General features: G+C 42.2%; 28 protein-coding genes. 11 read left to right on the top strand and 17 right to left on the bottom strand.

Going from position 1 to position 26776, the window contains the following annotated elements; all coding sequences use genetic code 11:
- Positions 1 to 187: 187 nt before the first annotated feature.
- Positions 188 to 595, top strand: a complete 408-nt coding sequence (locus tag V7K45_RS25870; protein ID WP_335007787.1) for a hypothetical protein — start codon at positions 188 to 190, stop codon at positions 593 to 595.
- Positions 596 to 1645: 1050 nt separating this feature from the next.
- Here the strand turns inward: V7K45_RS25870 and V7K45_RS25865 are convergent.
- The 3 genes from V7K45_RS25865 to V7K45_RS25855 form a co-directional block, all read right to left on the bottom strand.
- Entirely contained in the window at positions 1646 to 3196 is a 1551-nt protein-coding gene (locus tag V7K45_RS25865) for a metallophosphoesterase family protein (RefSeq protein WP_335007786.1), read from the bottom strand.
- A gap of 246 nt (positions 3197 to 3442) precedes the next feature.
- Positions 3443 to 4414 (bottom strand): YegS/Rv2252/BmrU family lipid kinase, encoded by a 972-nt coding sequence (locus V7K45_RS25860; protein ID WP_335007785.1) that lies wholly within the window; start codon positions 4412 to 4414, stop codon positions 3443 to 3445.
- A gap of 627 nt (positions 4415 to 5041) precedes the next feature.
- Positions 5042 to 5194, bottom strand: coding sequence for a hypothetical protein (locus V7K45_RS25855; RefSeq protein WP_335007784.1), 153 nt, complete (start codon positions 5192 to 5194; stop codon positions 5042 to 5044).
- A gap of 37 nt (positions 5195 to 5231) precedes the next feature.
- Here V7K45_RS25855 and V7K45_RS25850 point away from each other — a divergent pair, with 37 nt between their 5' ends.
- The 3 genes from V7K45_RS25850 to glgA all read left to right on the top strand — a co-directional run bounded on the left by V7K45_RS25850 (position 5232) and on the right by glgA (position 8721).
- Positions 5232 to 5969 (top strand): phycobilisome rod-core linker polypeptide, encoded by a 738-nt coding sequence (locus V7K45_RS25850; protein WP_335007783.1) that lies wholly within the window; start codon positions 5232 to 5234, stop codon positions 5967 to 5969.
- A 209-nt stretch (positions 5970 to 6178) separates the two neighbouring features.
- Positions 6179 to 7150 carry a hydroxymethylbilane synthase gene (gene hemC / locus V7K45_RS25845; protein WP_335007782.1) on the top strand — a complete coding sequence of 324 codons (972 nt, stop codon included), beginning with the start codon at positions 6179 to 6181 and terminating at the stop codon, positions 7148 to 7150.
- Positions 7151 to 7284: 134 nt separating this feature from the next.
- The gene (glgA, locus tag V7K45_RS25840) at positions 7285 to 8721 is read left to right on the top strand and encodes a glycogen synthase GlgA (protein WP_335007781.1); all 1437 of its coding nucleotides are present in this window, start codon (positions 7285 to 7287) and stop codon (positions 8719 to 8721) included.
- Between the two features lie 236 nt (positions 8722 to 8957).
- On the opposite strand, the gene V7K45_RS25835 is transcribed toward glgA, so the two are convergent.
- Both V7K45_RS25835 and V7K45_RS25830 read right to left on the bottom strand, forming a co-directional pair.
- On the bottom strand, positions 8958 to 10226 hold the full coding sequence (locus V7K45_RS25835; RefSeq protein WP_335007780.1) for a HEAT repeat domain-containing protein: 1269 nt from the start codon (positions 10224 to 10226) through the stop codon (positions 8958 to 8960).
- Positions 10227 to 10420: 194 nt separating this feature from the next.
- Positions 10421 to 10603, bottom strand: a complete 183-nt coding sequence (locus V7K45_RS25830; RefSeq protein WP_335007779.1) for a hypothetical protein — start codon at positions 10601 to 10603, stop codon at positions 10421 to 10423.
- A gap of 391 nt (positions 10604 to 10994) precedes the next feature.
- On the opposite strand from V7K45_RS25830, the gene V7K45_RS25825 reads away from it, so the two are divergent.
- Positions 10995 to 11234 carry a hypothetical protein gene (locus V7K45_RS25825; protein WP_322704097.1) on the top strand — a complete coding sequence of 80 codons (240 nt, stop codon included), beginning with the start codon at positions 10995 to 10997 and terminating at the stop codon, positions 11232 to 11234.
- A gap of 32 nt (positions 11235 to 11266) precedes the next feature.
- Entirely contained in the window at positions 11267 to 12175 is a 909-nt protein-coding gene (locus V7K45_RS25820) for a HEAT repeat domain-containing protein (RefSeq protein WP_335007778.1), read from the top strand.
- A 44-nt stretch (positions 12176 to 12219) separates the two neighbouring features.
- On the opposite strand, the gene V7K45_RS25815 is transcribed toward V7K45_RS25820, so the two are convergent.
- The 4 genes from V7K45_RS25815 to V7K45_RS25800 all read right to left on the bottom strand — a co-directional run bounded on the left by V7K45_RS25815 (position 12220) and on the right by V7K45_RS25800 (position 14715).
- Positions 12220 to 12825, bottom strand: coding sequence for a HEAT repeat domain-containing protein (locus V7K45_RS25815; RefSeq protein WP_335007777.1), 606 nt, complete (start codon positions 12823 to 12825; stop codon positions 12220 to 12222).
- A 308-nt stretch (positions 12826 to 13133) separates the two neighbouring features.
- The gene (locus V7K45_RS25810) at positions 13134 to 13628 is read right to left on the bottom strand and encodes a bleomycin hydrolase (RefSeq protein WP_335007776.1); all 495 of its coding nucleotides are present in this window, start codon (positions 13626 to 13628) and stop codon (positions 13134 to 13136) included.
- A gap of 78 nt (positions 13629 to 13706) precedes the next feature.
- A complete protein-coding gene (locus V7K45_RS25805; protein WP_335007775.1) occupies positions 13707 to 14264 on the bottom strand; it encodes a bleomycin hydrolase in 558 nt (185 codons plus the stop codon).
- A 280-nt stretch (positions 14265 to 14544) separates the two neighbouring features.
- A complete protein-coding gene (locus V7K45_RS25800; RefSeq protein WP_442942052.1) occupies positions 14545 to 14715 on the bottom strand; it encodes an NblA/ycf18 family protein in 171 nt (56 codons plus the stop codon).
- Positions 14716 to 15008: 293 nt separating this feature from the next.
- Between V7K45_RS25800 and V7K45_RS25795 the strand changes: the two genes are divergently transcribed.
- The 3 genes from V7K45_RS25795 (at position 15009) to V7K45_RS25785 (ending at position 17335) form a co-directional block, all read left to right on the top strand.
- Positions 15009 to 15626: a phycobiliprotein lyase gene (locus V7K45_RS25795; RefSeq protein WP_335007803.1), complete on the top strand. Its 618-nt coding sequence runs from the start codon at positions 15009 to 15011 to the stop codon at positions 15624 to 15626.
- On the top strand, positions 15623 to 16168 hold the full coding sequence (locus tag V7K45_RS25790; protein WP_335007774.1) for a hypothetical protein: 546 nt from the start codon (positions 15623 to 15625) through the stop codon (positions 16166 to 16168). The genes V7K45_RS25795 and V7K45_RS25790 overlap by 4 nt, the downstream gene beginning before the upstream one ends.
- A gap of 399 nt (positions 16169 to 16567) precedes the next feature.
- Positions 16568 to 17335, top strand: coding sequence for a phycobilisome rod-core linker polypeptide (locus V7K45_RS25785; RefSeq protein WP_322667611.1), 768 nt, complete (start codon positions 16568 to 16570; stop codon positions 17333 to 17335).
- 215 nt (positions 17336 to 17550) lie between these two features.
- Here V7K45_RS25785 and V7K45_RS25780 read toward each other — a convergent pair whose 3' ends face one another.
- The 4 genes from V7K45_RS25780 to V7K45_RS25765 form a co-directional block, all read right to left on the bottom strand.
- The gene (locus V7K45_RS25780; RefSeq protein ID WP_335007802.1) at positions 17551 to 18468 is read right to left on the bottom strand and encodes an RluA family pseudouridine synthase; all 918 of its coding nucleotides are present in this window, start codon (positions 18466 to 18468) and stop codon (positions 17551 to 17553) included.
- A gap of 229 nt (positions 18469 to 18697) precedes the next feature.
- Positions 18698 to 19048, bottom strand: coding sequence for a DUF952 domain-containing protein (locus tag V7K45_RS25775; protein ID WP_335007773.1), 351 nt, complete (start codon positions 19046 to 19048; stop codon positions 18698 to 18700).
- 5 nt (positions 19049 to 19053) lie between these two features.
- Complete coding sequence (locus V7K45_RS25770; RefSeq protein WP_335007801.1) at positions 19054 to 19308, bottom strand: KGK domain-containing protein; 255 nt, start codon at positions 19306 to 19308, stop codon at positions 19054 to 19056.
- A 264-nt stretch (positions 19309 to 19572) separates the two neighbouring features.
- Entirely contained in the window at positions 19573 to 21087 is a 1515-nt protein-coding gene (locus tag V7K45_RS25765; protein WP_335007800.1) for a thioredoxin-like domain-containing protein, read from the bottom strand.
- Between the two features lie 128 nt (positions 21088 to 21215).
- Here V7K45_RS25765 and V7K45_RS25760 point away from each other — a divergent pair, with 128 nt between their 5' ends.
- The gene (locus V7K45_RS25760; RefSeq protein WP_335007772.1) at positions 21216 to 21410 is read left to right on the top strand and encodes a DUF29 family protein; all 195 of its coding nucleotides are present in this window, start codon (positions 21216 to 21218) and stop codon (positions 21408 to 21410) included.
- Between the two features lie 623 nt (positions 21411 to 22033).
- The gene (locus tag V7K45_RS25755) at positions 22034 to 23701 is read left to right on the top strand and encodes an MBL fold metallo-hydrolase (protein ID WP_335007771.1); all 1668 of its coding nucleotides are present in this window, start codon (positions 22034 to 22036) and stop codon (positions 23699 to 23701) included.
- 70 nt (positions 23702 to 23771) lie between these two features.
- Here the strand turns inward: V7K45_RS25755 and V7K45_RS25750 are convergent, their stop codons facing one another.
- The 4 genes from V7K45_RS25750 to V7K45_RS25735 form a co-directional block, all read right to left on the bottom strand.
- Positions 23772 to 24083: a DUF6679 family protein gene (locus V7K45_RS25750; protein WP_012408115.1), complete on the bottom strand. Its 312-nt coding sequence runs from the start codon at positions 24081 to 24083 to the stop codon at positions 23772 to 23774.
- A 579-nt stretch (positions 24084 to 24662) separates the two neighbouring features.
- Positions 24663 to 24881: a hypothetical protein gene (locus V7K45_RS25745; RefSeq protein ID WP_194042969.1), complete on the bottom strand. Its 219-nt coding sequence runs from the start codon at positions 24879 to 24881 to the stop codon at positions 24663 to 24665.
- Positions 24882 to 25153: 272 nt separating this feature from the next.
- Positions 25154 to 25942: a Nif3-like dinuclear metal center hexameric protein gene (locus tag V7K45_RS25740; protein WP_335007770.1), complete on the bottom strand. Its 789-nt coding sequence runs from the start codon at positions 25940 to 25942 to the stop codon at positions 25154 to 25156.
- A gap of 32 nt (positions 25943 to 25974) precedes the next feature.
- Complete coding sequence (locus tag V7K45_RS25735; RefSeq protein ID WP_335007769.1) at positions 25975 to 26724, bottom strand: hypothetical protein; 750 nt, start codon at positions 26722 to 26724, stop codon at positions 25975 to 25977.
- Between the last annotated feature and the right edge of the window lie 52 nt (positions 26725 to 26776).

Here is a 26776-nt window from a genome sequence, read left to right as displayed (position 1 = left end):
ACCAATAAATCTAAATAAACAGTATTTAATCGGATTCCATTTTAGTCTTTTGGATACATCAAAAGATAGAGAATATAACATTATTTTTAATTTTAAGTCACTTCTCAAGATAGTAGCTTGGGGATCGGAAACAACCTAATCTAGTTTCTGAAGTTATTTAATAGATTCTTTAACGAGGACATAAATTATGGCTAATGAAGCAGTTAAGAGAGATACAGATTCATCCGATAGAGCGGAAGTGAATAATTACGATCGCGGCATCATCCCCGCTGAAACCGCCGCTCGAATGGAAAGAGAAGGAGATAAATTCAAAAAACGTCCCACGGAAGAACGGGAAGCAGATGCACCGACTGACGATCAAACCGATTCAGAAAGTATACGTACCACTGACGGCTATACCGTAGACAATGAAGGTTTGTCTAATAACTATGCAATTGAACCGGAAATGTATTACGAAGAACCGGGTGATGCACGCCAGCAAGCGGCAGAAGAAAGGGAACAACGTATTCAAGAACTTGGAGAAGTGAATCAGGACGAGGAAGGCAAGTTGACAGATAAGGGTGACAGCCGCGGTAGAGGCCCAGGAATAATTTAATTAACAACTCTTTTGCTGAGTGCAATTACACGTAAGAAGGCTAAATAGGTGTTTTTTAGAGACGCAATTATTGCGTCTCTAATTTTTTATATTGTGTCAGGTTAAAGATTTATAGCAACGGACATTTTAATTAAGATATCATATTTCTATTTTTAGGGAACAGAAAAATGTCCTAACAATTGTGGCGACTACTATACTATTAAGACCCCAGAGGGGCAGCGTTTTTGGACTTTTCGTATAGATTCGGTAATTATAACTAATTAGGCAGATACTATTTTACATATAATGTGTATATATTTATTCTGAGTCGAAACAAGGGCATTGTGATACCAATTTGAAAAAAGAATGCGACAAATATACCATTTGTAGAGACGCGATGAATCGCGTCTTTACCCAAGGATGTGTTGCAATCATTAATTGAATTGGTATGAGTTAAAACAATTACATTGTCAGCCGAAACAATTGTGTTTACATCGTAAGCAAACTCTTAGAGGATGTTTGAAAAGTCATGATTGATGTATCAAATATTTTTTACCCCACTCTAACCCTCCCCTTATAAAGGCTACGGTGTACACACAAGTGTTGGTGCAGTGTATCTATCCCGCCTCGGAAGAAATTCCGAGTTTCATAGCGAAAGTCCTCTAAAAGAGGACTAAAGAAGAAATTTAGTTCAGTCCACTCAAGTGGACTTTAGCTATCAACCCGAAACTTGAGTTCTGGGCGGGATATTTGCTCAGTGTAAGACCTTCACTTGAACAGAAATATTGGGTGGGTAGGATTTTTAGAGATGTGTGTACACCGTAGCCTTATAAAGGGGAGGGAACCGGATTTTCTTGTTTCCCCCAATATATCGGGCGGATTAAGGAGGGTAATAATTCGATTAAAATCACAACATATCACTTATCAAACATCCTCTTAGGAAAAACAAAAGACATCTCCGAAAAAGAATCTCAAACCTTTATCCTGTCTAGGTGAAAACCTAATTTCTGGAGATGTCTAAAGTGTAGCTTTGGCTTTTTCGGTTTCTACAAGTTTAATACAGTATTATTACTAGATAATCAGCGGCTCAAGTTCGCGATTATGCCATTGTCGCTGATACCATTCGGCAACCAAAGGACGAACAATAAACTTAGGCTGTCCATCCCCTTTAACATCAATACGTAAACCTGAATAAGGTCGCCGTTTCTGAAAACCTTGACCGTTGCGACCGATGAAGAGATGCGATCGCGCTACTAACCGATTCTCCTCCATCAAATCTGCTCCCTCAATTCGTTGGCGTCGCAAACTAAACCCGCTACCGCCACAAACAATCCAGTGGATATGAGAATCAGCGTGTCCCGTATCCATTGTTTCCAGGTGTTCTAAGCAGTGGGCGTGACCGTTTAATACCAAATCGACCAAAGGACGACCCTGATTTAAAGAACCGATTTCTTTCGCTACCGCATCCAACACGCCACGCAGGCGATCGCGAACAATTAAAGTTTGTGCTTGTTGCCACTTCGTCGCCTCAGTTACATAAGGAGGATGATGGAAATAAATTATCCTTCCCCGAACTTCAGAATTATTCCAAGATTCAATTAATCTTTGCTTGAGCCAATCCAGTTGTTCAGTGTCAGTCAGCGTTGTTTTATTAGTGGCTAGTTGCTTATCGATATCAACAATAATTTCTTCAATTTGTGACAGCTTGGCATGAAAATCATCTAACTGATCCGCTTCACTGGGATTTTCCGGTCGAAGTTTGGGTGAGGTTTCAATAATTTGCAGTTTTTCTTGCTCTAAATCCTCACGACGTTTTTCTAGAAGTTTGCGATCGGCGTTACCTTTTTTTGTTTTTGGTAGCGGTGGTGGATCGTTAAAGGTATTAGAATCCAAGGCAAAGAAATCAATACCGCCATAACGAAAAGTGTAATAGCGATTGGGAAGGCGGGTAAATTGCCCAGGTTGATAGGAAAGACAACGACCTGTATCTGTCTTGGCTGTGTAGTACCGATCTAAGTGACTGGCTAACTCTCCTGGAAGCTGAAACGCCTTTAGATAGTCGAGAAATGCCTTTGCATAAGCGTCACCGCATCCTGAGCCATGTAAACCCACATCTAGGTCTAACCGCGATCGCAACAGGCGACGAATGGGTAATGTTGTTAGGGATGCCAAGCTCAATAAAATCGGCAAGTTATAGTAATCGTGATTTCCCGGCACAGGTAAAATGGGCAGCTTAAAAACCATCTGGTCATAAGCAATCCGTTTGCGATGCTCTATGCCGGAGATAAACTCTCGGTAAGGCTGAATAAAGTTTTGCTGGTAATATTCACTCGATCCCACTAAATAGATTACATCCCCCGTATGCAGCATAAACCGGGATTCGTTGTGATGGGGCAGCATAAGTTCAGCCACCTGTCGCTGCGGATTGTGTCCTCTGTGTCTGCCGGAACCACTATCACCGACAACTAAAAATGAGAACTCAGAGTTGTCTGTTTGACCATCTTCCAACACCAGCCGAGTTTGGTCGATATCCCGTTCCACAATTAACGGATCTTGCCACCGTACCCGCTGATTCATTTTCCGAATTTTTTTAGCGATCGTTGGATCGGATACAAGTTTCAATGCAACCTACTCCTGAGTTTTCAATTGAAGGTGAGCAGGGAGAGCAATACTGCTCGGTTAAAGGGAAAAGGGTAAGGGGAAAAGGATTGGAAGGCTCGATATATAAGGTTTTTTTCCCTTTAACATGAGTCCCTTTCCCCCAAAAGCCGACAAGTATTGAGCAGGGGAGAAATTGTAGTAAGTTTTTCCGCCCCTCTGCCCCTCTGCCTCTTATGCCCAATGCCCCATACCCCATGCCCTATACCCTCATTCTTCAGCTGTATCTTTCATCTCAATAATCAGATTAGGGAGTCCCTCTAGTTTTTCGGTCGGCTCAACTTCTTCTACTAATGGCACGAAAATTCTTAAGCCTGCTGGTACACACTTAATTTCTACAGGTGTTGTGCCTACTATTTCACCATCTAGAACAACTTTTTGTGGTGGCTCAGTGGTAATTTTAAATTGTTTGGCTCGCAGAAAACCAATATCATCTCGTTCAACGGCGCTACCTGTGGAAGCTGTTTGAAACAGATGAAACGTGGCAGCGATCGCTCCTGCCTTGTTAGCGGGAGCTACAATCGTTAAATCTAGTAACCCATCATCATAAACCAGACCTGCTGGGCCTTGAGCCAAAACTGAAGTGGGAGGTGCGGCATTTGCTACTGTTACTGCACAGGCACTAGTTTTTATTATCCTATCTTCAGTTTCAATTTCAACATCAAAGTTATGTAAGCTTCTTAATTGCTGGATTCCTGCCAAAACATAGGCCATCATCCCAAAGCGATTCTTGGCGTCTCGATCTGCCAATTCCACAGTTTCAGCTTCAAAGCCAATACCAGCCAAGAGTACCATTGGGCGATCGTTGCAATAGGCTACGTCTACATGGGTGGTTGCTCCCTGCAAAATTGTTTGACACGCACCTGCGATCGTGTCAGGAATTCCTAAAGCTGTGGCAAAAGCGTTCGCTGTTCCTCTGGAAATGATCCCAAATGGGATATCAGTTCCCACTACTGCCGCCGCCGCTATTGAGAGAGTACCATCTCCCCCGGAAGCAATGATTGCATCTACTCCTCGCTCTACAGCTTGATATGCCAATTGGTCAGCATCGATTTCTTCAGTTGTAAAATAAATATCTAGATCGATCTCTGGCTCTAATATTGCCCGAATTTCTGCTAGCTCTGTATCTGGGTCGCCCTGACCCGCAACAGGATTGAAGATCAGACAGGCGGAACGATTCATAAGGTATAATAACTAAGCTTGGATAACTAATGAAGATAACAAATTATTCTTAGCATTCCTGTAAATTTTCAACTTCCCTTTTGAGGCTGAGTTTTTTAGATATATTGACCAAGTTCAGCCCAAGGTGCGATCGCATCATATCACCAAGAAAAGACAAGAACCTTTAATCGTTCTTAAAACCTTCCCAAAGAACTCTATAGCCGCCTGTTTCAACATCACTCAACTGGAAAGGTATTCGGTAAGTTGGTAGAAAAATTTAAAGCCATTATCAGAATTGTATATAGACAGGTTTTAGGAAATTCCTATATTATGGGTAGTGAGCAAATTACTGTTCTTGAGTCCTAGTTTCAGCAAAGTGAAATTAGCGATCGCAAGTTGGTATGTTTAGTACTGAAGGGCAATTTAATTAAACTTTAGGCATCTACTCAGTTGTGCTCCCATCAATGCGTATATCTAGCTACTATCTCAATTAATCAGACAAGTTGCTTGAGCAACTTATTCAAGGTAGATAAAGTTCCACTACAGCCTATTAGTACGTTAATCTTGAGGGTTTGTAGTAAGCACTTTAGTGCTTAGAAAATAAGGACTGAAGTGCTTACTACGAAATTAAACTTGACATACTACTAGTCAATTTTGTGGCAAATCATAACTCAAAGGGCTAATAACTGGGGATAAGGGAGACAAAAGCAACAAATGCCCTTCAGGAATGCTGAGTTGGGAATCTTCAGAACTAACTCGGTACTGACTCAACGCCTCGCTAACGAAACTGTTTTGGCTCATACATAATTCCCAATCCCCACAAATTTATAGCTCTAATATGCCTATTCCTTTGTTAAGCTATTCCCCTTCATCTCGAAATCACCGTGTATCTGGATATGAGATTCTTGGCGACGAGCAACCTAGAATTTATACAGCCGAATATCTGCAATCATCACTAGAAATGGATGCCTTGATTAAGGCAGCCTATCGCCAGATTTTCCACGAACAACAGATGCTAGATAGCAATCGCCAAACCTGTCTAGAATCCCAACTGAGAACTGGTCAAATTACAGTCAGGGATTTCGTTCGAGGATTAGCAATATCTGATGCATTTCGGCGACTCAATTACGAAAGCAACAACAATTACCGCTTTGTGCAGATATGCGTACAGCGCTTATTGGGTCGTGAGGTTTACAATGAACGCGAAAAACTAGCCTGGTCGATTGTCCTAGCTAGTAAAGGACTGCACCGGTTTATCGACGATTTGGTGGATAGCGAGGAGTACATGAGTAACTTTGGTTACAATATAGTCCCCTATCAACGGCGACGGATTTTACAAGGACACTCTCTAGGGGAATTACCTTTCGCCAGAATGGCTCGTTATGGCGAAGATTATCGCGATAAATTGCCGCTTCCCTTGACGAGAAAGCAAGTTGAGCCTTTTAATTTACAAACCTTCTTACGCAGTTCTAACAGAGATGTGGTGTTATTGCTATTAGCTTCGACACTGGCACTGATTACCTTGTTTAGTTTGCTGACTACATTTGGTTATTTCCCAAAATTTGGTGGGTACTAGCTGAAACTTGAAGGTGTTGCGATCGCCATTGTGAGCGATCGCAACACCCTCAATGCATAAAAATTTTATTATTTGAGATTTCACAAACAAGCTTTTGGTAAAGAATTGTAATCCAAAATCCAAAATCCAAAACCCAAAATTCGCATGAGTCCCTGACTACGGTAGTCTAGATGAGAGTGAATTTATCGCCTCCTTTGATATATTGTTTTATGACTTCAGTTGTTTCTAGTCCCCTACGCACTATTCGGATCGGCTCACGTAAAAGCCAACTTGCTCTGGTTCAAACCTACTGGGTACAAGAGCAACTCAAGAATTGCTTTCCTGATATCACTTTTGAAGTCCACACCATGTCTACCCAAGGCGATAAAATCTTGGATGTAGCATTAGCTAAGATTGGCGATAAAGGACTTTTTACTAAAGAACTTGAACTCGGAATGATCAATCAAGAGATTGACTTTGCAGTTCATTCTCTTAAGGATCTGCCGACTCACTTACCAGAAGGGTTAACGTTAGCAGCAATTACTGAACGAGAAAACCCAGCTGATGCATTAGTGGTGCATGAAAAGCATAAAGATAAACAAATCGATACATTGCCAGAAGGTGCGGTAATTGGTACATCTTCTCTACGGCGTTTAGCACAGTTACGCCATCATTTTCCTCACTTTACCTTTAAGGATGTGCGGGGAAACTTGATTACACGGTTGGCAAAACTGGATGCAGGTGAATACGATGCTTTGATTTTGGCAGCAGCAGGATTAGAAAGATTGGGAATGGGCGATCGCGTTCATCAAATCTTACCCAAAGAAATTTCCCTCCACGCGGTTGGACAAGGAGCTTTGGGGATAGAATGCCGTGCTGATGATAGTGAAGTGCTATCTCTACTCAAAGCAATTGAACATACCGAAACACGCGATCGCTGTCTCGCCGAACGATCTTTTTTACGCTCTTTAGAGGGCGGCTGTCAAGTACCTATCGGTGTAAATACAGAAATATCTGGTGAGAATTTAACTTTAACCGGGATAGTCGCCAGTGTAGATGGTCAAAAGTTCGTTAAAGATACCGTCACCGGACTTGCCAATAACGCCGAAGCACTAGGCACAGAACTAGCAGAACTGTTGCGGCAACAGGGAGCGCAAGAAATTTTATCAGAAATTTTTGCGGTGATTCAGCGCGGTTCCTAAGCAATTGGACAAGCCAATGTGATTAGATAAGAATTGATCGCCGTTGCACTAATGTGCCAGACGCGACAATTCGCGTTGAGCGGGATTTCAGAAAGTTAATTTGACAATATCGACTCAGGGAAGCAAAAATTACCATGCGGATTCTATTTGTTGCAGCAGAGGCAGCACCAGTTGCGAAAGTAGGAGGAATGGGTGATGTTGTCGGGGCATTACCCAAAGTCCTGAGAGAAATGGGGCATGATGTGCGGATATTCTTGCCTTACTACGGCTTCCTGCCAGACAAAATGGAAATTCCTTATGAACCCATTTGGTGGGGAGATGCCATGTTCCAGCACTTCGCAGTATACGAAAGTATTCTGCCTGGTACTGATGTTCCCTTGTACTTATTTGGACATCCGTCCTTCATGCCGCGCCGCATCTATTCTGGAGATGATGAAGATTGGCGGTTCACATTGTTTGCTAATGGTGCAGCCGAGTTCGCCTGGAATTACTGGAAGCCAGATATTATCCATTGTCACGATTGGCATACAGGAATGATTCCCGTATGGATGCACCAAGATCCTGATATCACCACAGTGTTTACCATCCATAACCTGGCTTATCAAGGGCCGTGGCGTTGGTATTTAGAGAAAATTACTTGGTGTCCCTGGTACATGCAAGGACACAACACAATGGCGGCGGCGGTACAATTTGCTAATAAGGTAAATACAGTTTCGCCTACCTATGCCGAGCAAATCAAGACACCTACTTACGGTGAAACATTAGAAGGCTTGCTGTCTTTTATTAGCGGTAAATTATCTGGAATTATCAACGGTATTGATACCGAAGTTTATAACCCAGAAAATGACAAATACATTGAGCAAACCTTTACTGCTGATACTTTAGAAAAACGCAAAGCCAATAAAATTGCTTTGCAACAAGAAGTAGGATTAGAAGTTAATTCTAAAGCCTTTTTTATTGGGATTGTTACCCGCTTAGTGGAACAAAAAGGCATTGATTTAATATTGCAAATCCTCGATCGCTTTCTATCTTATACAGATGCCCAGTTTGTGCTGTTGGGGACAGGCGATCGCTACTATGAAACTCAGATGTGGCAATTAGCATCCCGTTTTCCCGGACGCATGGCAACTTACTTACTGTATAACGATGCCTTGTCTCGCCGGATCTACGCAGGTACTGATGCCTTCTTGATGCCTAGCCGTTTTGAACCATGCGGTATTAGCCAAATGATGGCTTTGCGTTACGGTTCTGTACCCATTGTCCGCCGCACAGGTGGATTAGTTGACACCGTAACTCACCACGACCCTGAAAATGCTGCTGGTACTGGTTATTGCTTTGATCGCTATGAACCGTTAGACCTTTTTACCTCAATGATCCGCGCTTGGGAAGGTTTCCGTTTCAAACCGCAATGGCAAGAACTACAAAAACGTGGCATGAGTCAAGATTTTAGCTGGTATCAATCTGCCAAGCAGTATGTGAAGTTGTACAGATCGATTTACGGTTTGCCAGAAGAAGAAGAGACACCAGAACCAAAGTTAGTTTTAAACGAAGCAGTAACCACTAGCAAGTAAAACTGCGGTTATAAACCGCCTCTACACACAAGTCGAATTACCCCCCTTAATTCCCCCTTTATAAGGGGGGAAAAAGAAATCTAGTTCCCTCCCCTTTATAAGGGGAGGGTTAGGGTGGGGTAAAATCCTGGTTCAGCTATTTCAGACTTATGTATACACCGTAGCTTACTAAGAGGAGGAGAGACAAAACGTAGCTTTGGCGGGGTGGGGTTCAAATTTTGTGATTTATGGGTCTATTAATTACTTGTCGCCTTCGCCCTAATTAACCAATCACGATCGCCAGCACAAATTTCCCGACCAGAGGAGTCTCTTAAGCGGTCTAGCGTTAATAAACAAGCGTATTTCAAATCCCAAATCGGTGTATTCAGGCAAATTTTGATTTCAGGAATCGCTCGTGAATCACCCAATTCACCAAGAGCGATCGCACAGGCCGCACGAGATTTTTGAAACTGAGGTTCGCGGTTGTGCAGGTTTTCTACTAATAAATCGTAGGCGGGAGCATATTTTAGCCAACCGAAAAGTTTCATCACATGATAATGAGCGCCATAGTCGTTATATGCTTTGTCGGCATAAGTTACTAGAAGGGCTTGGGGTGCTTCTTGTGGATAGATATCGAGTAAAGTTTTTGTCGCTAAATAGCAACGTCCAAAATCGGTTTCGTAGAGTTCGTTAATCACAAAATCTAGAACAGGGGTAGCATCATATTCATGTACTAGATCGAGGTCGTTGGGACGATCGTAGAGTACTTGCTCTAAGTAAGGTTGAATTTCTGTAAAAGTAATTTCACCACTGGGAACCCCTGCATCCAAAAACATCCGCAATGCTCGCAACCGGAACACCAAAGATACTGGACAACGAGCGATTTCTGGGATGGCTTTGTAGTAGCGGGAATCAATCAAATCTTGAATGCAACCGCGTCGTGCATTGACGCTAGAACTTTGCAGTAGCGCCATTACCTCAGTAATTTGGGAGTAGTCACCCGTGAATCGACAAACTGTAGCGATCGCCGCACTACGGGTAGGTTCATCCTCAACTTGGGTAAATTTCCGCACGCGTTCAAGGGACGGCTGATAATCAGCGTTAGCTAGAGTGTGGATAATGACTCGATAGATTTGACCTGGTTTATCCAGCAGTTGCGCCACCTCTTCGAGAATTTCTGGATCTTTAGTCCCAATTTCTCCGATCGTCCATACGGTATTTTCAACAGTATAAATATCATCATCTTTAAGACATTGCCGAATTACAGGTAAAGCTGATTCCGCCTGCAATCGCCCCAGACTTTCCACAGCTTTGCGTCGAACAATGCGGTGGTCTAACTCATCAGGGTTACTAGTTTCAATCGCCCGCACCAAAGCCGCGATCGATTGCTCAGTGGGGAAGTTAATTAAATGGGAAACAGCAATATACTTATCAGAAGCGTCTTCGAGTTGTTCTAATGGTGTATCAATAATTGCGATCGCTTCTTCTTCTGTTAGCCCAAACATTTTAAAAAAACGTTTATCCATTGATCTATAAAATGGCTCTTGGATAATTGCTTAGAGATCACTTTTACTATCGTACTAGGGACTGGGTACAGAGAATTGGGGATTGGGGAGATGAAGTCCAGACGGGGCGAGTACAAAATAACAATGTTTGGCCGAGGTAGAGCCAAACAAACCAAAAAACCGCATCATCGCCCTCAAAAACTGTACAAAAAGAGCTATTCATCCTCATCTCCTGATGGTCGTTCGCTGTCACTTTGTTGGGTGTTCCACTCTAAAACAATACGCTCTAGCATTTCCGCCTGCGTACAGTTATTTACAGCAGCGTATTGCTTTATTAGTTCTCTTACGTTAGGGCTAACATGACGTATATCTAGTGGGTTGTTTCTTGTTGTTTCCACGATCTTTTTCCTGAATGTTTAAGATAGCAACTGCTTATACTTTTGGGGAGGCGTTTTACCAGTGGAGCAAACATCTTGAGCAGTTTTTGCAAACTGCTAAACTATGCTACGCCTACACACTTGCAATCTAAGAAAGCTTAAAAAACTTATCAGAAATCTAGTTGGGTTAAACTTTTGAAAATTTACGTCAAAAAGCTTTACCAGGGGTAACGCGATCTGAGAAGATCATAATATATGCATTTGTCAGCTATTAGTTCAGTTCCCTCTTGCTAATTGTTCAGTTTTATGTAATAGCTAAATGTTGGTCTTTAGCGAGTAACCAAATACAAACATTTTAGGCAACACCAATCGCACATCATTCATATAAACACGCATTTAGGAAACAAAACTTATGGATGAAACCTCAGAACTCACAACAACCGATAACGTTACTGCTCAAGATGTAGCAGAAGTGATTGCAGAACTTGAGCAATATCGGGAACGTCTAGTTCAAGAAACTACGGAAACGGCAAAACGGGCTAAGTTGAAGAAAGTAAGCGTTATGGCAAACCTGGAGCCTGAGCTTGCCAAGATTGATTCTGCCCTCCAGGAACTCCGTAATCAGCAGGCTGCCCTGAGTGGCAGCAACTAGTCATTTGTCTTGATAATTTAGCTAGAGATTATATGCTCAACTCCAAAACTCAATCCGGGGCAGATTCGTTAAGTCTGTCCCATGCAGAAACTGACGCTTTATTTAAAGCGGTGAGCGAGCAATTAAGCTTAAACACTTTCAACTCAGATGACCAAGAGCTACTAAAGCGGATGGTTGAGAGTATGGGAGACTCACGAGGCATGGTTAGGTTGAGTTTTGCAGAGGCTTTGGGTAAAATCGGCAAACCAGCGACCCCTTTATTGATGGAAGCTGTGGCAAATCATCCCAATCCAGTTGTGCGGAGAGCCAGTGCTAAAACCTTGACACTCATTGCTGACCCGATCGCAGTTCCCACTTTGGTCAATGCCCTCTTAAATGATGAAGATATGGTGGTCAAAACCTCGTCGGTAGGGGGGCTTGCCAAAATAGGTGAGGCAGCTGTACCAGCATTGCTGAAAATCTTAGCGTCAACCGAGTATCCAGAAAGTGCCAAAGGTCATGCGGTATGGGCGTTAGGATTTATTGGGGCAGAGGCGAAGGAGCATTTATATCGAGAGATTAACTCCGACTCCGCTGAAGTTCGGGCTGCGGTAGTGGGTGCGATCGCTAAAATTGCTCAAGAAGGCACTCAAGAAGGAGCATTTAATATTTTAATTAATGCCCTCAACGATCCATCTGAAATTGTCAGGTGTGAAGCCGCAGCAGCTTTGGGTAGCCTGACCTATCGTTCGGCAATTCCTAGCCTTGTTGAATTACTACATCATCCCGATTGGGAAACCCGAAAAGCAGCAGCTCTGGCATTGATGAAAATTGGTGATGGTGCTGCTTTAGAACCCCTGCAAGCCGCATTAACCAAGGAAGAAGAAGCGGGGGTTCAAGCAGTGATCGAGTTGGCGATTTCTCAAATTGAGAGGCAGTTAGAGGAAGAAGCTTGGGAATAAGACGATGAAAATTTCCAACTTGAGCGGATAATTAGCGATCGCTACTATCGGTTATATTTAATCACTTGATCTAACCGGGGCAAAGCGCTAACTGCTGACTCTCGAACATACGGATCGATAGATTCATCATTTGTCAATGCTGTCAGCACTTCTACCCCACGGATATCACCCATCGAACCGAGTGCATTGACGATCGCCACAGCTACCGCTACATTATCTATTTTTTTCAGAGCTTCAGCCAAAATCTCAAAGGCAGGAGATCCAATCTCACCCAGTGCCATTACTGATGCAATATAAACCACGGGATTTGGGTCATTGAGCGCTGTTTGCAATCCCTGTAAACCCTCATTTGGGAAGGGAACATCAGGATGATTAGCAGCAACTTGTGCTAGAGCTTTAGCACAACTACCCCGAATGGTTGCATTATCACTATTTACTAATGACTCTACCAGTAGCGGTACAGCATCTGTACCAATAGCACCCAGTGCTTTTACCGCAGCTCGACGATAAGTGACATCTTCTTCATCTAAAATACCCATCAGCCGAGGAATGGTATTTTCATCACGAACATCAGCCAGTTCCCACATGGCTCGTTCCCGTAAATTGGGATTGGGGTGTTTTAACTGTGCAAATAAAGAATCTATTGTCATAAAAGAAAATTTCCCTGTTTAAATCCCCCAAATTCAATAGACATCTTGCAAAAGTAACTTTTGCCTTAATGTTGGGGTGCATGTTAAAGGTTACTGAGTTTGGGAAAATTTCATACCTTTACCCTTTGCCCCTTACCCTTTTCCCCACTTCTGCAAGAATTCTAGTCATTAATTACGAATTACGAATTATTAACGACAGAGGGACTCTTGGTCAATCACCCAACCCGATAGAGGCAAAGCAACAGACTGAGAGTCCCTAAGTTTTAGAGTATGACGATCGCTCGTCTACGTCTAGTCAATCCCTATTACTATGAAAGGGAGTTGATTACGTAGTCGAGGAGATTGCGGAACTCAACCAACGCTTGAGGAGAGAAGTCGCGAGGAGCGCAAGCGCGATCGCGAGTATAAGTCAACGCGGTAACGTAAGGAGCAGTGGGCAGATTCAAAGAGCGATAAACTTCACGAGCACCTGCAATACCCCACTCATCTAGAGGACCAGTACCACCCACAACTAAGCTGTAGTTAATCAAGCGTAAGTAGTGCTTGATGTCCCGCAGGCACTTGTCTTTCTTAACTTGAGTGTCGCCAGCTTCACCTTCTTGGTTCAGGAAAGGATATTTTTTGAAGGCAGCATCATAAGCTTCCTTAGCTACGGCATCGATACCAGAAGCCAGCTTTTCAGCAGCTTCTAGACGAGCTGTAGCACGCTGAATGCTACCTTGAACGGATTCTAGATCGGAGGTGGTTGGAAAACGACCTGCTGCATCAGCAGATCCAATAACTGTAGTGATAACTGATTTCATTGCTTTTTATACTCCAGATTAGATTTGATCGAGTTTTAATTTCAGTTTGCTTGGCTAACAGCCTTTAGCCATGAGCGATTAGCTCAAAGCAGAAATAACGCGATCGAAGTAACTAGCAGCTTCAGCAGCTAGAGCAGAGCAGTCGCCTTGAACAACTTCTTGTTTGCGGAATTTTTTACCAGCGTTAGCTTCAGTGTTGGTGTTGGTGATGTGAGCGACACTGATAGCCTTCAGGATTTGGAAAGCGCGTACAGAAGAGCTAGTAGGTACGCCCAAAGCTGTGTAGGTTTCTTTCAAACCGTTCAAAGCGCGATCGTCCAATACGGAAGAATCGCCAGCCAACAGCGCATAAGTTACATAGCGCAGAACGATTTCAGCATCACGCAAGCAAGCAGCCATCCGACGAGTGGGGTACAAGTTACCACCAGATTGAATCAAACCTGAGTTTTCACAAGCAATCCCAGCAATGGCATCAGAAACCGCACAGCTAGCGTTGCTAGCGATCGCATTCACTGCATCAAGGCGCTTGTTGCCTTCAGCGATGAAAGACTTCAAGGCTGCCAAGTCAGCACCACCGATAGGAGCGGTTTTGGCATCAGCCGCAATTACAGCTCTGGAAAAAGCATCAAGAACCATGAGTTCTCCTTAATATTCACAAATGGCGGATATTATTTTTGGCGTGTTCTCGATCAGGTTAACTGCGAGTAGCCAAACAAAAACATAGGGGATCAATAGTACCCTAGTCTTTACTATGAGAGACAAAGTAACAATCTGTAATATTTACCTATAATTTGGCTTTCCCGATCGCAAAATCAAGATTTAGCCGAAATTGAGCAAAAAAAATTAAGACTTACGCATTTTGATGGAACTCTCCCATTGCGTAAGTCTTAAGGAAAAAATTTTGTTTTTTACTCGATCAAGCTTGTTTGAGTAGATGTTTGACCAAATTATCTTTCACCATCATCTGCCGTAAAACTTCTAGTAAAAATTCTTGAGCCTCTTGTTGACTCAAAGTTTTTACCTGGTCTTTCAAATTTTGTAAGCGAAACTGTTGTTCTAAAGTTAATTCAACTGGAAAGTCCATCATTCACTCCTGTGATTGATTGAATCGAAGGGTATTTGTTGTTAGTAGAAGACGATCGCTTTCTACTAGTTTAGCACTTGGATATTAAAATGTCTACATTGTCAAGCTATAAAGAATTACACTCATAAAAGTTTACAATTACATGACAACAGGTCAGTCTCTCCCTTTCTAGGGTGTTTATTGAAGCTGGCCGCTAATCGCTGTAATGTTTAGAATGTTTATATACTAACTACTCTAAAAAGAAAAAACTCGTAAAACATCATCCGCAGGAGCAATAAGTAGGAGTCAAAAGATTGATAGACGCAATGGAATTTTTTCAGCTAAGTGCTGGTAAGTGGCGATCGCAACGTGCAACTCATCATCTGGCGTTCAAACGCTCAGAGATAGGAGAATCGGATATACAGGTAGAAACTCTGGATGCCGATCATCCCGAAATCATTGAATTGTGCCGCTATCATGAGATTGACCCCAGCCTTTCAGTCGGTGGCTCGCGTGTGCGTTGGCTAGGGACAATGGCTTGGGATCGAGAGGATGAGGAGAATCATCAAGGGAAAACCATATTTGCGATCGTGCCTGATAGCGATAACCCAAGGCAAGGCAAATTACTCCGTGAAAGAGGTTATGCCGAAATAGTGCCTGTAGTTGGTCTTTTTCACATGGATGATGAAGATGGACTAGTGTTGACAACCGAATATGAAACAATGAGTTCCATTGAGCGATTCTGGTTCGCCAGCCCAAATATGCGACTAAGAACCAGTACAGTCAAAAGGTTTGGCGGCTTTAGCACCGCATCGTTTTGTACCGAAAGCCGCATTGAAACTGCTGTTGAGGCTTCTAGCTCAGAAGAAGTAACAGAAAGACAAGGAGCGGATATTTTGGAAAAAAGACAGTTTTATTCAGTTTTGGGCTGGTGAACTATTTCAAGCAGAGCGATGCTTTTACTCGTGGGCAAGATTATCTGCGTCTAGTGCAGGGACTTGCCCTAGAACCGGGTATGGTGGATGTATTTGATAACCTGCGCGATCGCATCCCCATTTGCACTTGGATCGGTGAGAATATTAACACTGTGAACGCTCAGATCAACACCTATCTAGAAGTTTGTCATCAGTGTTTTCATCCCCAAGAGCGTCGCCACATCCAAATTTTTGCAGTCCCCATAGCTCAATCTTTTGGCATAGATGGGCTGTGCAACATTCTCACAAACCCAATCACTATTCTGGTAGATGTTGGTCGAGTTGCACCTAAAGACTGGTTTGGTGTAGTCGTCCATGAATACGCCCATGCCCATCTAGGAGAGTTTGGTCACAATGAGCAGTTTGCTACTATCCTATCTCATTTATGCTTAGGACTGGGATTGGAACCACCCTACTGGGAGGCAGGAATGGAAGCAACTTTGCGTAGCTGGCCCTACTGTAAATCAACCATAGATCCTCTGGACTTTTGGATAGGTCGCTGAGTCGCCGAGGAGGCAGGGGAGCAGGGGAGCAGGGAAGCAGAGGAAGTTGCAGTAAATTTTCCCCTCTGCTTCTTATGCCCAGTGCCCCATTAATTTCTTTTGCTAAATGTTAAAAATTATTGCTTCAGTTCAAAAAGGTGAAACTGAATCTCCTAATCTAAAATATGTGAATAAAATTTTTGAGTGATTTACGTAGTTCTTAAGCTGGAAGTCTGATTACCTATTTGTTGATTAGCTATGGGTTGAATCCAGCAGCCTAATCATTTATCCTACGAATACTTAAATTCCCCTTAGTTAAGTTTCGTGAAATTTTATCAGAATCTGAAGTTCTGATACAACTACTCCCTTAATATGTGATTAAAAGTTGTTAACTTTAATTAAGAACATGGAGGCTTTAGAGTGCCACTTCCTCTGTTAGAATATGAACCTTCAAGTCAAAATCAGCGTGTAGCTGGATACGAAGTGCCGGGTGATGAACAACCCAGGATTTTCACTACAGACAATATACTTTCTCCGTCAGATTTAGGCGATCTGATTGAAGCAGCATATCGTCAAATTTTCTTTTATGCTTTTGCTGCCGATCGCGAAACATATTTAGAGTCTCAACTCCGTAATGGACAAATTACAGTACGGGACTTTATTCGTGGGTTGGTGCTTTCCAATACCTTTAAGAAAAGCTTTTACGACCTCAACAATAATTATCGCTTTGTTGAGCAAGTAATTCAGCGGGTTCTAGGACGCGATCCATACAACGAGCGGGAAAAAATCGCCTGGTCAATTGTAGTGGCTACCAAGGGGATTGTAGGCTTTATTGATGAAGTACTCAACACTGAAGAGTACCTGAGCAATTTTGGATACTCCACAGTGCCTTATCAGCGCCGTCGGATACTACCATCTCAATCTCAGGGTGAGTTGCCATTCAACATCAAATCTCCGCGATACGAAGATTATCACCGTGCCAAACTGGGTTTCCCCCAAATCATTTGGCAGGTCGAGGTACGCAGATTCCTCCCACAAGAGCAAAAGCCCAAGGCTGGCGATCCAGCTTTATTCTTGGCTTTGGCACAAAGTATCAATGCAACTGGCAATGCTCCACAACGGATCTCGCCATACAACATCGATATCGAAAAGTCTGTACCTTATCGGCAACTGTCAGGAATTAAATAACATTTTTTAGTCGGTGGCTGGCTAGTACATCCATTCGATTGTTTTATAGCGTGCATAAGTCTTGGGTTATGTAGGAGTTTTATTTAGATAAACTAAATGAAACAGACTCTATCCCATGTCTAATGCACGCTAGTTGTTAATAGGCATTGGGCACTTGTACTGAGCGACTTGCCTTGAGCGGAGTCGAAAGGAGCCGAAGTATTGGGCATTGAGCATTAAAGTGTAGTTCGTCTTTTTAGCATCTCCAAAAGTTTTGTAAAGTGGGCGGGAGGAGTCGCTGTCACCTCAATCAACTCCTCAGATAAGGGATGCTGCAATTTGAGTCGCCAAGCGTGTAGTGCTTGACCAGGTAAATTTACACCCACTGAATGTCCAGAACTATAAACTGGGTCGCCAACAATGGGATGACCGATTTTGCTGCTGTGGACGCGAATTTGATGGGTGCGTCCAGTTTCTAATTGAAAGTGAATTAAGGTGAAATTACCAAGGCGTTCTAATATTTTCCAGTGAGTAACGGCGACTCGTCCGCCTTGTTCTACAGGCATAACAGCCATTTTTTTGCGGTCTTGGGGATGGCGACCAATGGGCAAGTCGATAGTGCCACTTTCAGTTTTTGGCGCACCGTAAACTATGCCCAAGTATTCTCGTCGTGCAGTTTTTGCTTTCAGTTGTGCTTGTAGATGATGATGGGCAATATCTGTTTTAGCGATCGCGATCGCACCCGTAGTATCCTTATCCAATCGATGGACAATTCCCGGACGTTGGACTCCGCCAATTCCTGGTAAATTGGGACAGTGAGCCAGCAGGGCATTTACTAAAGTACCATCTGGATGACCGGGCGCAGGATGGACAACCAAGCCTGCGGGTTTATTGAGAATAAGTAACTGGTCGTCTTCGTAAAGGATATCTAGGGGGATATCTTCGGCTTGTAGTTCTAAAGGTTGAACTTCTGGGATTTCGAGAGTGATGCGATCGCCTACCTTGACATTGATCTTCTTGGATGTACAAACTCGATCGTTAAGTTGGACATTACCTTGTTCGATTAACTGTTGGATGCGGGAACGAGATAAGTCTGGTAATTCTTGGGAAAGGTAACGGTCGAGGCGATCGCCTTTAGTGTTGACGCAGTGTATCGTACTCTTAAGGGGAAGCAAGCTAGGTAAAGCATCCTCCAGTGGAGTTGATAAGCCATCGCTATTTTCTTGGATTTGTAAATTAAATTCGGTCACAATTGCTCTAGATTAATTCCCGTTCTTTAAGTAAAGCGCGGAATGCTTTAAATGGCTTCTCGTCTTTCCTCTTCAGCATCCTTGGCGTTCGCGCAGCGTGTTGCAGACAGTCTCTCATAGAGAAGGCGGTTCGTTATTCTAAATCTATAACTTCTTGCGGCAACTCAAATAAACCATCTTCCCCAGCTTCAAAATCAATTACCTGATACACAGCATCAATATTTAACTCACCATAAATATGAGGAAATAATTCCCCTATTTCAGCAGGTTCATAGCGAATTTCAGGTCGGACTTTTTCAGAATCAATAAAAAGTAGTACCAATTCTTTTTGATTATTAAAAAATCTTTTTGCAACTTTGAGTATTTGCGTTGATTTTGAACAATGTATAAAACCTTCACTATCTAACGAATCAGCGCGATATATACCAAGATTTTTTGCTTGTTCCCATTTTTGACGTTTGGTAATGTGGAGAATAGTATTCATGTTGTTTATGCTTGTATCATTTTACGAATATCATCTAAAGGCGATTCAGGTTCATCTTGTTCATCAGGACAAAATTTAAGACACAATTTATATTTATCTTTGGTTGTATTTGATATGTATATTTGAATTTCCAGTTTACCTTTCTGCCAGCCTTTACCTTTAATTTTAAGTATCTGGCAATCTGTAACCAAATTAAATTTAATTTCATCTATTTTGATAGTCTCTTGACTAAAAGATAGTTGCTGGAAAAATGCAGAAATTGAAGTGATAGCTTTTTCAGTTGAGAAATCATAAGCACCATGATTTTCCCACTTGCTGCAAATCTGTTGCCGAACTAATTACTCTAATCTGCTAACTTTAAAAGTATCTTTATGCAAAAGTACAATATCATCATCACAATCTAGAGTAATTAGTTTATTATTCATATCTATTTTAGACTGGACAATACCAGCTTGATAATTTAAGATTACTCCCAGCTTATTCTGTAATTTTATTGATATCAAGCTAGTGAAAATACTCAAATATTATAAATTCGGCGGAATACAAACATCTGGCGCACACAAACCAGGAAATTGAAGCGTTATTACTTTAAAAGTATCCAAATCTACGCGGCGGATAGCATGATTATTAGTATCCGCAATATATAGATATAAACTGCTAACACTCAATCCGGAAGGTTCAAAAAAACGAGTCTTCTTACCTTGAGCATCTTGTAAACCGGCAAAACCATCTCCCAAAACTGTTTGACAATTACCACTAGGGCTAACTAATTTAATTTTATGATTATAAGTATCTGCCACCCACAAAAAATTATGAGCAAATTCAACTCCTAAACAGTGTTGTAAACGCGCATCTTCACCTTGTCCATCTACATCACCAAACCCAAATAAACCGCCACTACCACAAACAGTTCTTACTTGATACGGTTCGACAATTCCCACACCACGAATTGAACTAACTTCACTGTCCGCAATATATAATTCTTGCCCATTATTAGTAATACCACTAGGCTGGGCAAAGGCAGATTCAGTAAGTGAACCATCAATACACGCTTCCACACCAGTACCAGCATAAGTTTTGATGATTCCAGTTTCTAAATCCATTTGCCAAATTTGATGCGGCCCAGCCATTGCAATAAATAAGATATTTCCCACTTTCACTAAATCCCAAGGAGAATTCAGCGCGGTTTCTAAACCAGCACCGCTATGAGGATGGATATTACGGCTTTGTTCGCCAGTCCCCGCAATAGTTTCGACTACTTGACGCTTGAAATCAACTCGCCGCAGCGCATGATTTTCTGTATCAGCTACGTAAAGAATCTCATTTTCGACATCATAAGCCATTCCTTGCGGTGCAAAAAATTGCGCTTCGTTAAAAGCACCATCGGTTAAGCCAGATTTTCCAGTACCAATTAAGTGCAGAATTTCTTTATCAAAGCTACTCACAACCAGGCGGTGATGTCCAGAGTCAGCGATAAACAAACCTGCTTGGGTAGCTAGAACTTTACCAGGAAAAGCTAAAGGTGTGATTAATGGTTGGCGCTGTTTTTCTAAAGTCAAGCTGATTTCTTGGAAATTAATTGTGCCTTTGTCTTGGTGTTGCTGAATTAACTTTTGAATCAACTCATCTAAAGTGTCACGGTTTCCTTCACCAGAAATCTGGCCGATCGCGTAACCTTCTGGATCGATAATTATTAACGTAGGCCAAGCACGCACAGCATACTCTTCCCAAATCCGAAAACCACTGTCAACTACAACTGGATGTTCAATGTCGTAGCGCAGGATAGCTTGGCGAATATTTTCCGTTTCCTTTTCGTTATCAAATTTAGCAGAGTGAACGCCGATAACAGTAAGGCTATCTTTATATTTATGTTCTAAATATTTCAGGTTTGGTAGAATATGCAGACAATTAATGCAGCAGTATGTCCAAAAGTCTAAAATTACGACTCTACCCTTGAGTTTTTTAAGAGACAAGGGTTTATTGGTGTTGAGCCAAAAGTAATTTTGCGGTAATTCTGGCGCTCTGACACGGGGAATCATACTAATATTGTAATTCATAATTAAGCTCGACTTTATCGAAATTACGCGTTCAGTATGATGTCCCCGATAGCATGAAAGGAAGCTGGTATAGCTCCATACTTGAACATCGCCAGTGAGTTATCAATAATTTGGCAGATACTCCTTCTCTCAAAAGTTTTTTAGTAGAGGCGGTGGAAAAAGCCTACCCAGATGCTCGAAAGCTAGCAATTAAGGAAATTTTGCTAGCTAAGTTTGGAATTCCCATACCCCACGAAAGTGAGTATCCCACCGTTTGTCCTTTTTCGATTGAGCAGATTTTAGATGAGGATTTTTACAGGCTGTAGAGGATTGCTCCTGTTGTCATATTGTTTTACATCTAGATAGATAGACAGCTTGACCGAAAAGTTCTACAATCTGACTGATTGTGGTAAATTTACCTATTGCCCAATCCATATAGCCATAGTAAAGATTTTCTAGTGATTCCGTTTGATTGCGGAAGCACTAAATTAATATAGGAAAGTCTTTGAGTAAAGGGCAGCAGACAAATGGATGTAAAGCTGATTCTAGCTGGATTAACAGTTATATTTACGCTTTCGTGCTTATTTTTTGGCACGAAAAACGGGTTCTATGATTCAGATAACTATCATGGCAATGGCTCCGCACATTGAGATAAATCTGTAGACGCTCGATCGCCTTCTTGGAGGGTGAAGCTAAGAGCGCTTAAAACTTGTAAAGGGAAAAGAAACCAGAGGCAAACTCCTTAAGCTACTAGTTTGATAGCTTCTCGTTAGCCCACCTTTCCGAAGCAGTGCGGGTTCGGTGCAGGCGTCCTCCCCAATCAAAAATCTGTATTCTCAGGGTGTAGGGGCGCACGATAAAACTTACCCCTAAGTCACAAAACCAAAATTTGTGTAACTTTTGGCTTTTGGGATATGTCCATGATGATGAGGTTTGAGGGGAGGAGAGCATGAGGGATAATCTGTCGGCATCCTCTCGCGTAGATGCTGCGGAAGCAGGTAGTGAATTAGAATGTTTGCCCTATAGTGTCCAGCATGACAACGAGGGCGTGTGTTTATTGGTGAAAATGGGGCCACACCGCATTCTGTTGGACTGTGGTTTGGAGGATGTTTCATCGCTGGCTAAGGGGCTTAATAAGTCGTTACCTGGAACTAGTTCGCCCCTACCAGCAGATTTAGTTTTGATTAGTCATGCTCACCCAGATCACGCTAAAGGCTTACTGGCGCTGCATAAAGCTTTTCCCAAGTTACCTATTTATGGTAGTGAAGTAACTAGCAAGTTATTACCGCTGAATTGGGTAGACGAAGACCCTGAGAAAATTTCCCAATTTTGTCATGCCTTGCCATTGCGATCGCCTGTGGAATTCCAAGATGGTTTGGTGGCAGAATTATTTCCCGCAGGGCATCTACCAGGGGCAGTGGCAATTCTACTTACCTACACTACCAAGCAGCGTATTTACAAGCTACTGTATACAGGTGACTTTTTCTTGTCCAACTCTCGGTTAGTAGAGGGTTTGCGTTTAGAGGAACTGCGGGGTTTAGACTTAGATGTGTTAATCATTGAAGGTAGTTATGGCACATCCCGTCATCCTCACCGCCGCAACCAAGAAAATCAATTAGCCGAGCGAATTAATCGAGCGATCGCTGACCATTGTTCGGTAATCCTTCCCACCCCGGCTTTAGGATTAGGTCAAGAATTATTAATGCTCTTGCGATCGCATCACCACTTCACCGGACGAGATTTAGATATCTGGGTAGATGGTGCTGTCGCCACTGGATGTGATGCATACCTAGAACTGCTACCCCATCTCCCGCCATCAGTGCAGAACTTCGCCCGCCATCAACCCTTATTTTGGGATGAACGGGTACGTCCTCGCGTGCGTCGTCTACAACCAGAATATCGTCCCAATGTAGGCAAGTCGCCTTGTATTGTCCTCACCGACTCGACATCTGATTTAGGCGAACACTGCCAATTAGACACAGGGCCTTGGCTGATTCTCCTACCAGAAAAAATTGATATAAAAGTTAACAAAGAATATTTAGCGCCCACCACTGTCGAAAGCTATCTTTTAGCTCAACATAGTGATGGCCCTGGTACTACGCAGCTAATTCATAATTTGCGACCCCAGCACGTCATTTTTGTCCACGGTTCCCCTGCCTACCTGGCAGACCTGACTAGCTTAGAGGAGTTGCAAAACCGCTACCACGTACATTCTCCGGCGGCTGATACCTTAGTAGAACTGCCCATCGGCGACACATTTTTACAACCGGCAGCACCAGAGACTAACTATGAAGGCGAACTGACAGAGTTAGGAACAATAATCACAATCACCCTACCCAATGTGATTACTGCCGATCCGCGTTGGCGGCAATTTGCCGATACTGGTTTAATTGAAGCTCGTTGGCAAGGGGAAGAATTAGTATTAAGGGGATTGTCTCAACGAGAACTGCTCAACCAAAATAGCGATCGCTATACCTGGACAGATGTAGACTGTTGTGGTACTTGCCGACATCAAAGGGGGCAGCGGTGTTGGAATCCAGCTTCCCCGTTGTATAACTTTAAGGTAACTCTCGAAGGTTACTGTCCTGCCTTTGAAGGTTTGAATGATAGCCAATAGTCATTAGTCCGCTGTCCTTTGTCATTTTTAACTAATGACGAATGACTAATAACTAATGACTATTGACTGATTATTCTGGATTCGAGTCAGTGTAACGGTTGTGGATGCGCTCTGCTTCGGGACAATCTTCAGTCATCAGAGGTTCTACATTACCACGCGGTACTGAAGCCAATTTTTGCGTTACAGCACCAATGCTCTCGAGGCGAACCATTTCTTCCCAAGAACAAACTTCGTCCTCTTCCTCTGTTTCATAGCGTAGGGTCACTAAATCTCCCTCTATGTCTATGATGCGGGCGCGTTCAATCCAGCGTTGCTGGTCCCGCAAGAAAACACATACCTCGCGCCCATCGCAACACAGTTGATAAATCTTGCGGTGTAGCATGTACTGTTTCTGCCTTTTTAAACAACGTAGTTAAACCTGTCAAAATCTGGGTTCTACCCCATTAGATTACACCTTTAAGAGGTTAATTTCATTGTTCAGAACAAGTACGCCTCATAACCCAATCCCAAAATTTGCTTCTAGTTATCAAAATATCAGGATAATGTTGGGTCATAAATCAATGGTTGCTCTAACAATGAACTCAATCTCCCTCCAGCTTATTTTAGGGAATGTCTGCTTCTATAGAAGTCAAACAATTCGGTACCTGTCCTAACCAGGTTCATATTTGCTGGTGAGTCATTCTTACCATTATGTAATAAAGAATACTCCAAAACAATCGTTGATTGCGGTTGTTTAACTTGCCTACTTTTAATCATTGGCATTACTGGGAAGTCCGGGGACTTGGCTTTACTTTTACCCACTTGTATCTGATCTTAACTCATTCTCTTGCTGACCTTGATGCTTTTCAACAACAACACCCAAATAGTTTTGAGTTTTTCAGGCAAAAACCTGAAAAAAGGCAACCAGCGTCAGGGAAGAGTACAGGGAATAAGACCATGAGAAAATTCTACTCCAGAAGTCTCAGGAGGATTTATGTGGTAAAGGAAATTCTATAAGCACGTTTGACGAGGATGCTTCTCGTTTAATTTTTCCTGCCCGAACTGCATCGTATAGGGCTGCAAGCTCTGGCAAATCTTCTGATTGATAGCATTTAGTGGCTAGCACCTGCTGGAGTAAACCCTCAGATTCAACACTAAGATATCCAGTTTGGAAAGCAGATGCAATAATTGTGCGAATCATCTTGATTAGGGCAGAGTGAGCAAATTATTAGGTCTAGTGTGGAACATTTTCCTCTCTTGCTAATTGATATGAAACATTAATACTGTGTGATTAGTATTACGCTTAATCAGTGATTTATATCACAATATGAGTTTTGGATACTCTAAATATTACACAGATAAAAGAGCAAAGGAATTTTCAGCATCAATGTTGAAAAGCTGAATATCTTAACAGAATTAAAATACAACAATTTTTTCAAAAAGCATCGACAAAATACAATCAGACATCAGTAATCAAGCAAAAAACTGGCGGAAATCTTCATCTTTTTGACTTAATTGCACCCAGTCTAAATTTAAAGACTGGAATTTTTGCGCCAAGCGATCGCAAGCTGGACGTTCGGTAGCGTAATGTCCAGCATCGATTAAAATGAGATTGCGATCGCGACTTTCTTGAAACTGATGGAATTTACAGTCAGAAGTTAGATAAACTTGGGCACCAGTTTTGGCGACGGCTGAAATGTAACTAGCCCCCGAACCACCTAAAACGGCAACTCGTGAAATTGTTTGCTGTAAATCAGCACTTGGAGAAAAAATCAAATTAGGTGGAGCAAGTCGGGTTTGAATAGTTACGAGTAATTCTTGTAATGTTAGAAATGGCTCTAGCAAACCAACACGACCATATCCTAATCCTGGTTGTGTAACTCCGATGGGGGTAACTTCTTTGAGTTCTAAAATCTGAGCTAAAACGTCAGCAGTCCCATCTTGCACTTGGTCAAAATTCGTGTGAGCAGTGTAAATACCAATTTTATGGGTAAAGGCTAACCGTACCATTTCGGCGATCGCTTCACCAGTGCGTAAAGATTTGAGAGGATTAAAAATCAAGGGGTGATGGGCGAATATCAGATTAGCATTTTCTGCGATTGCTTCTTCCATTACCGCCAAAGTTGGTGTCAAACAGACCAAAACCCGTGTTTTTTCCTGCAAAACTCCTGGTTCAATTTGCCAGCCACAATTATCCCAACTTTCACACCAAGCAGGATTTGCCCATGCTTCAAACCAAGTAATTAAATCAGCAATTTTCATAATTATTTTCTTCAGCAATTTTTAATTGCTACTCACCGTTTCTGTGGTTGAATATTTAATTTTAATGCTAATTGCTGGCGCATTTCTTGGAAAGGTTTGTTCCATACAGGGCTAGCATTCCAGTTCCATACTGCTACTGGAATCAGTTGTTCTTCAGCAAGATAAGTTAGCAGACGGTATTCATCTTCGGGTTCACGAGAAAAGGTGAAAGGGTTGCGGTAGCCCGTATCACAAAGTTTATAAGATATGACCTGACCATGCTTAATACGTTGTGAAAGTTCCTTACCTTTGGCGAGCAAATAATCCAAAAACAACAGACTAAAAGGCTCTATATGTGCGCGTTTATCTGGCTCTTTCTGTACCCATCTTGCCCACTCAAATCCATACATAAAATCATGAACATAACGGAAGCGTATTTCCGTTTTATTTCCGAACATTTCTGTCAGACAAACCATCTTTTCACCAAAAACATTTAAGAACGCAATAGCACCCTCTTCTGCATTTAAAGCCTGCCTAAGCATACTGCTTACCAGAAAATCAAAATCCCAGAAAATATTTTCTGGAAAGTTTTTCAATTGAGTACGGACTATGCTTTCAAGAGTTTTTTGAATAGTTGTGATAATTTGAATGTCGGTCTTTTCTTCCGCAATCAAATTTCCCAATTCTGCAAAGCTGGTAATTAATGTTTTTTGAGGACTAAGTGACAATAATTTAATAGACTGCTGGGCAAGGATTTCATCAATAAGTTGAAAAGTATTAGTTGGTGTTAGTTCTTGCTTCATAGTAATAGAAATAGCCCAGACAGCTTACACTAGATATTAGTGTATATCGGTA

Source organism: Nostoc sp., assembly GCF_036917375.1.
GTDB lineage: Bacteria > Cyanobacteriota > Cyanobacteriia > Cyanobacteriales > Nostocaceae > Nostoc.
This window is presented reverse-complemented; position numbering and strand designations above follow the sequence as displayed.

Coding starts and splice junctions, on each gene's coding strand:
- V7K45_RS25870 (WP_335007787.1), top strand. CDS start 188: ATGGCTAATGAAGCAGTTAAGAGAGATACAGATTCATCCGATAGAGCG.
- V7K45_RS25860 (WP_335007785.1), bottom strand. CDS start 4,414: ATGAATCGTTCCGCCTGTCTGATCTTCAATCCTGTTGCGGGTCAGGGC.
- V7K45_RS25855 (WP_335007784.1), bottom strand. CDS start 5,194: ATGAGCCAAAACAGTTTCGTTAGCGAGGCGTTGAGTCAGTACCGAGTT.
- V7K45_RS25850 (WP_335007783.1), top strand. CDS start 5,232: ATGCCTATTCCTTTGTTAAGCTATTCCCCTTCATCTCGAAATCACCGT.
- hemC (WP_335007782.1), top strand. CDS start 6,179: ATGACTTCAGTTGTTTCTAGTCCCCTACGCACTATTCGGATCGGCTCA.
- glgA (WP_335007781.1), top strand. CDS start 7,285: ATGCGGATTCTATTTGTTGCAGCAGAGGCAGCACCAGTTGCGAAAGTA.
- V7K45_RS25835 (WP_335007780.1), bottom strand. CDS start 10,226: ATGGATAAACGTTTTTTTAAAATGTTTGGGCTAACAGAAGAAGAAGCG.
- V7K45_RS25825 (WP_322704097.1), top strand. CDS start 10,995: ATGGATGAAACCTCAGAACTCACAACAACCGATAACGTTACTGCTCAA.
- V7K45_RS25820 (WP_335007778.1), top strand. CDS start 11,267: ATGCTCAACTCCAAAACTCAATCCGGGGCAGATTCGTTAAGTCTGTCC.
- V7K45_RS25815 (WP_335007777.1), bottom strand. CDS start 12,825: ATGACAATAGATTCTTTATTTGCACAGTTAAAACACCCCAATCCCAAT.
- V7K45_RS25810 (WP_335007776.1), bottom strand. CDS start 13,628: ATGAAATCAGTTATCACTACAGTTATTGGATCTGCTGATGCAGCAGGT.
- V7K45_RS25805 (WP_335007775.1), bottom strand. CDS start 14,264: ATGGTTCTTGATGCTTTTTCCAGAGCTGTAATTGCGGCTGATGCCAAA.
- V7K45_RS25800 (WP_442942052.1), bottom strand. CDS start 14,715: ATGATGGACTTTCCAGTTGAATTAACTTTAGAACAACAGTTTCGCTTA.
- V7K45_RS25775 (WP_335007773.1), bottom strand. CDS start 19,048: ATGAATACTATTCTCCACATTACCAAACGTCAAAAATGGGAACAAGCA.
- V7K45_RS25765 (WP_335007800.1), bottom strand. CDS start 21,087: ATGATTCCCCGTGTCAGAGCGCCAGAATTACCGCAAAATTACTTTTGG.
- V7K45_RS25755 (WP_335007771.1), top strand. CDS start 22,034: ATGAGGGATAATCTGTCGGCATCCTCTCGCGTAGATGCTGCGGAAGCA.
- V7K45_RS25750 (WP_012408115.1), bottom strand. CDS start 24,083: ATGCTACACCGCAAGATTTATCAACTGTGTTGCGATGGGCGCGAGGTA.
- V7K45_RS25745 (WP_194042969.1), bottom strand. CDS start 24,881: ATGATTCGCACAATTATTGCATCTGCTTTCCAAACTGGATATCTTAGT.
- V7K45_RS25740 (WP_335007770.1), bottom strand. CDS start 25,942: ATGAAAATTGCTGATTTAATTACTTGGTTTGAAGCATGGGCAAATCCT.
- V7K45_RS25735 (WP_335007769.1), bottom strand. CDS start 26,724: ATGAAGCAAGAACTAACACCAACTAATACTTTTCAACTTATTGATGAA.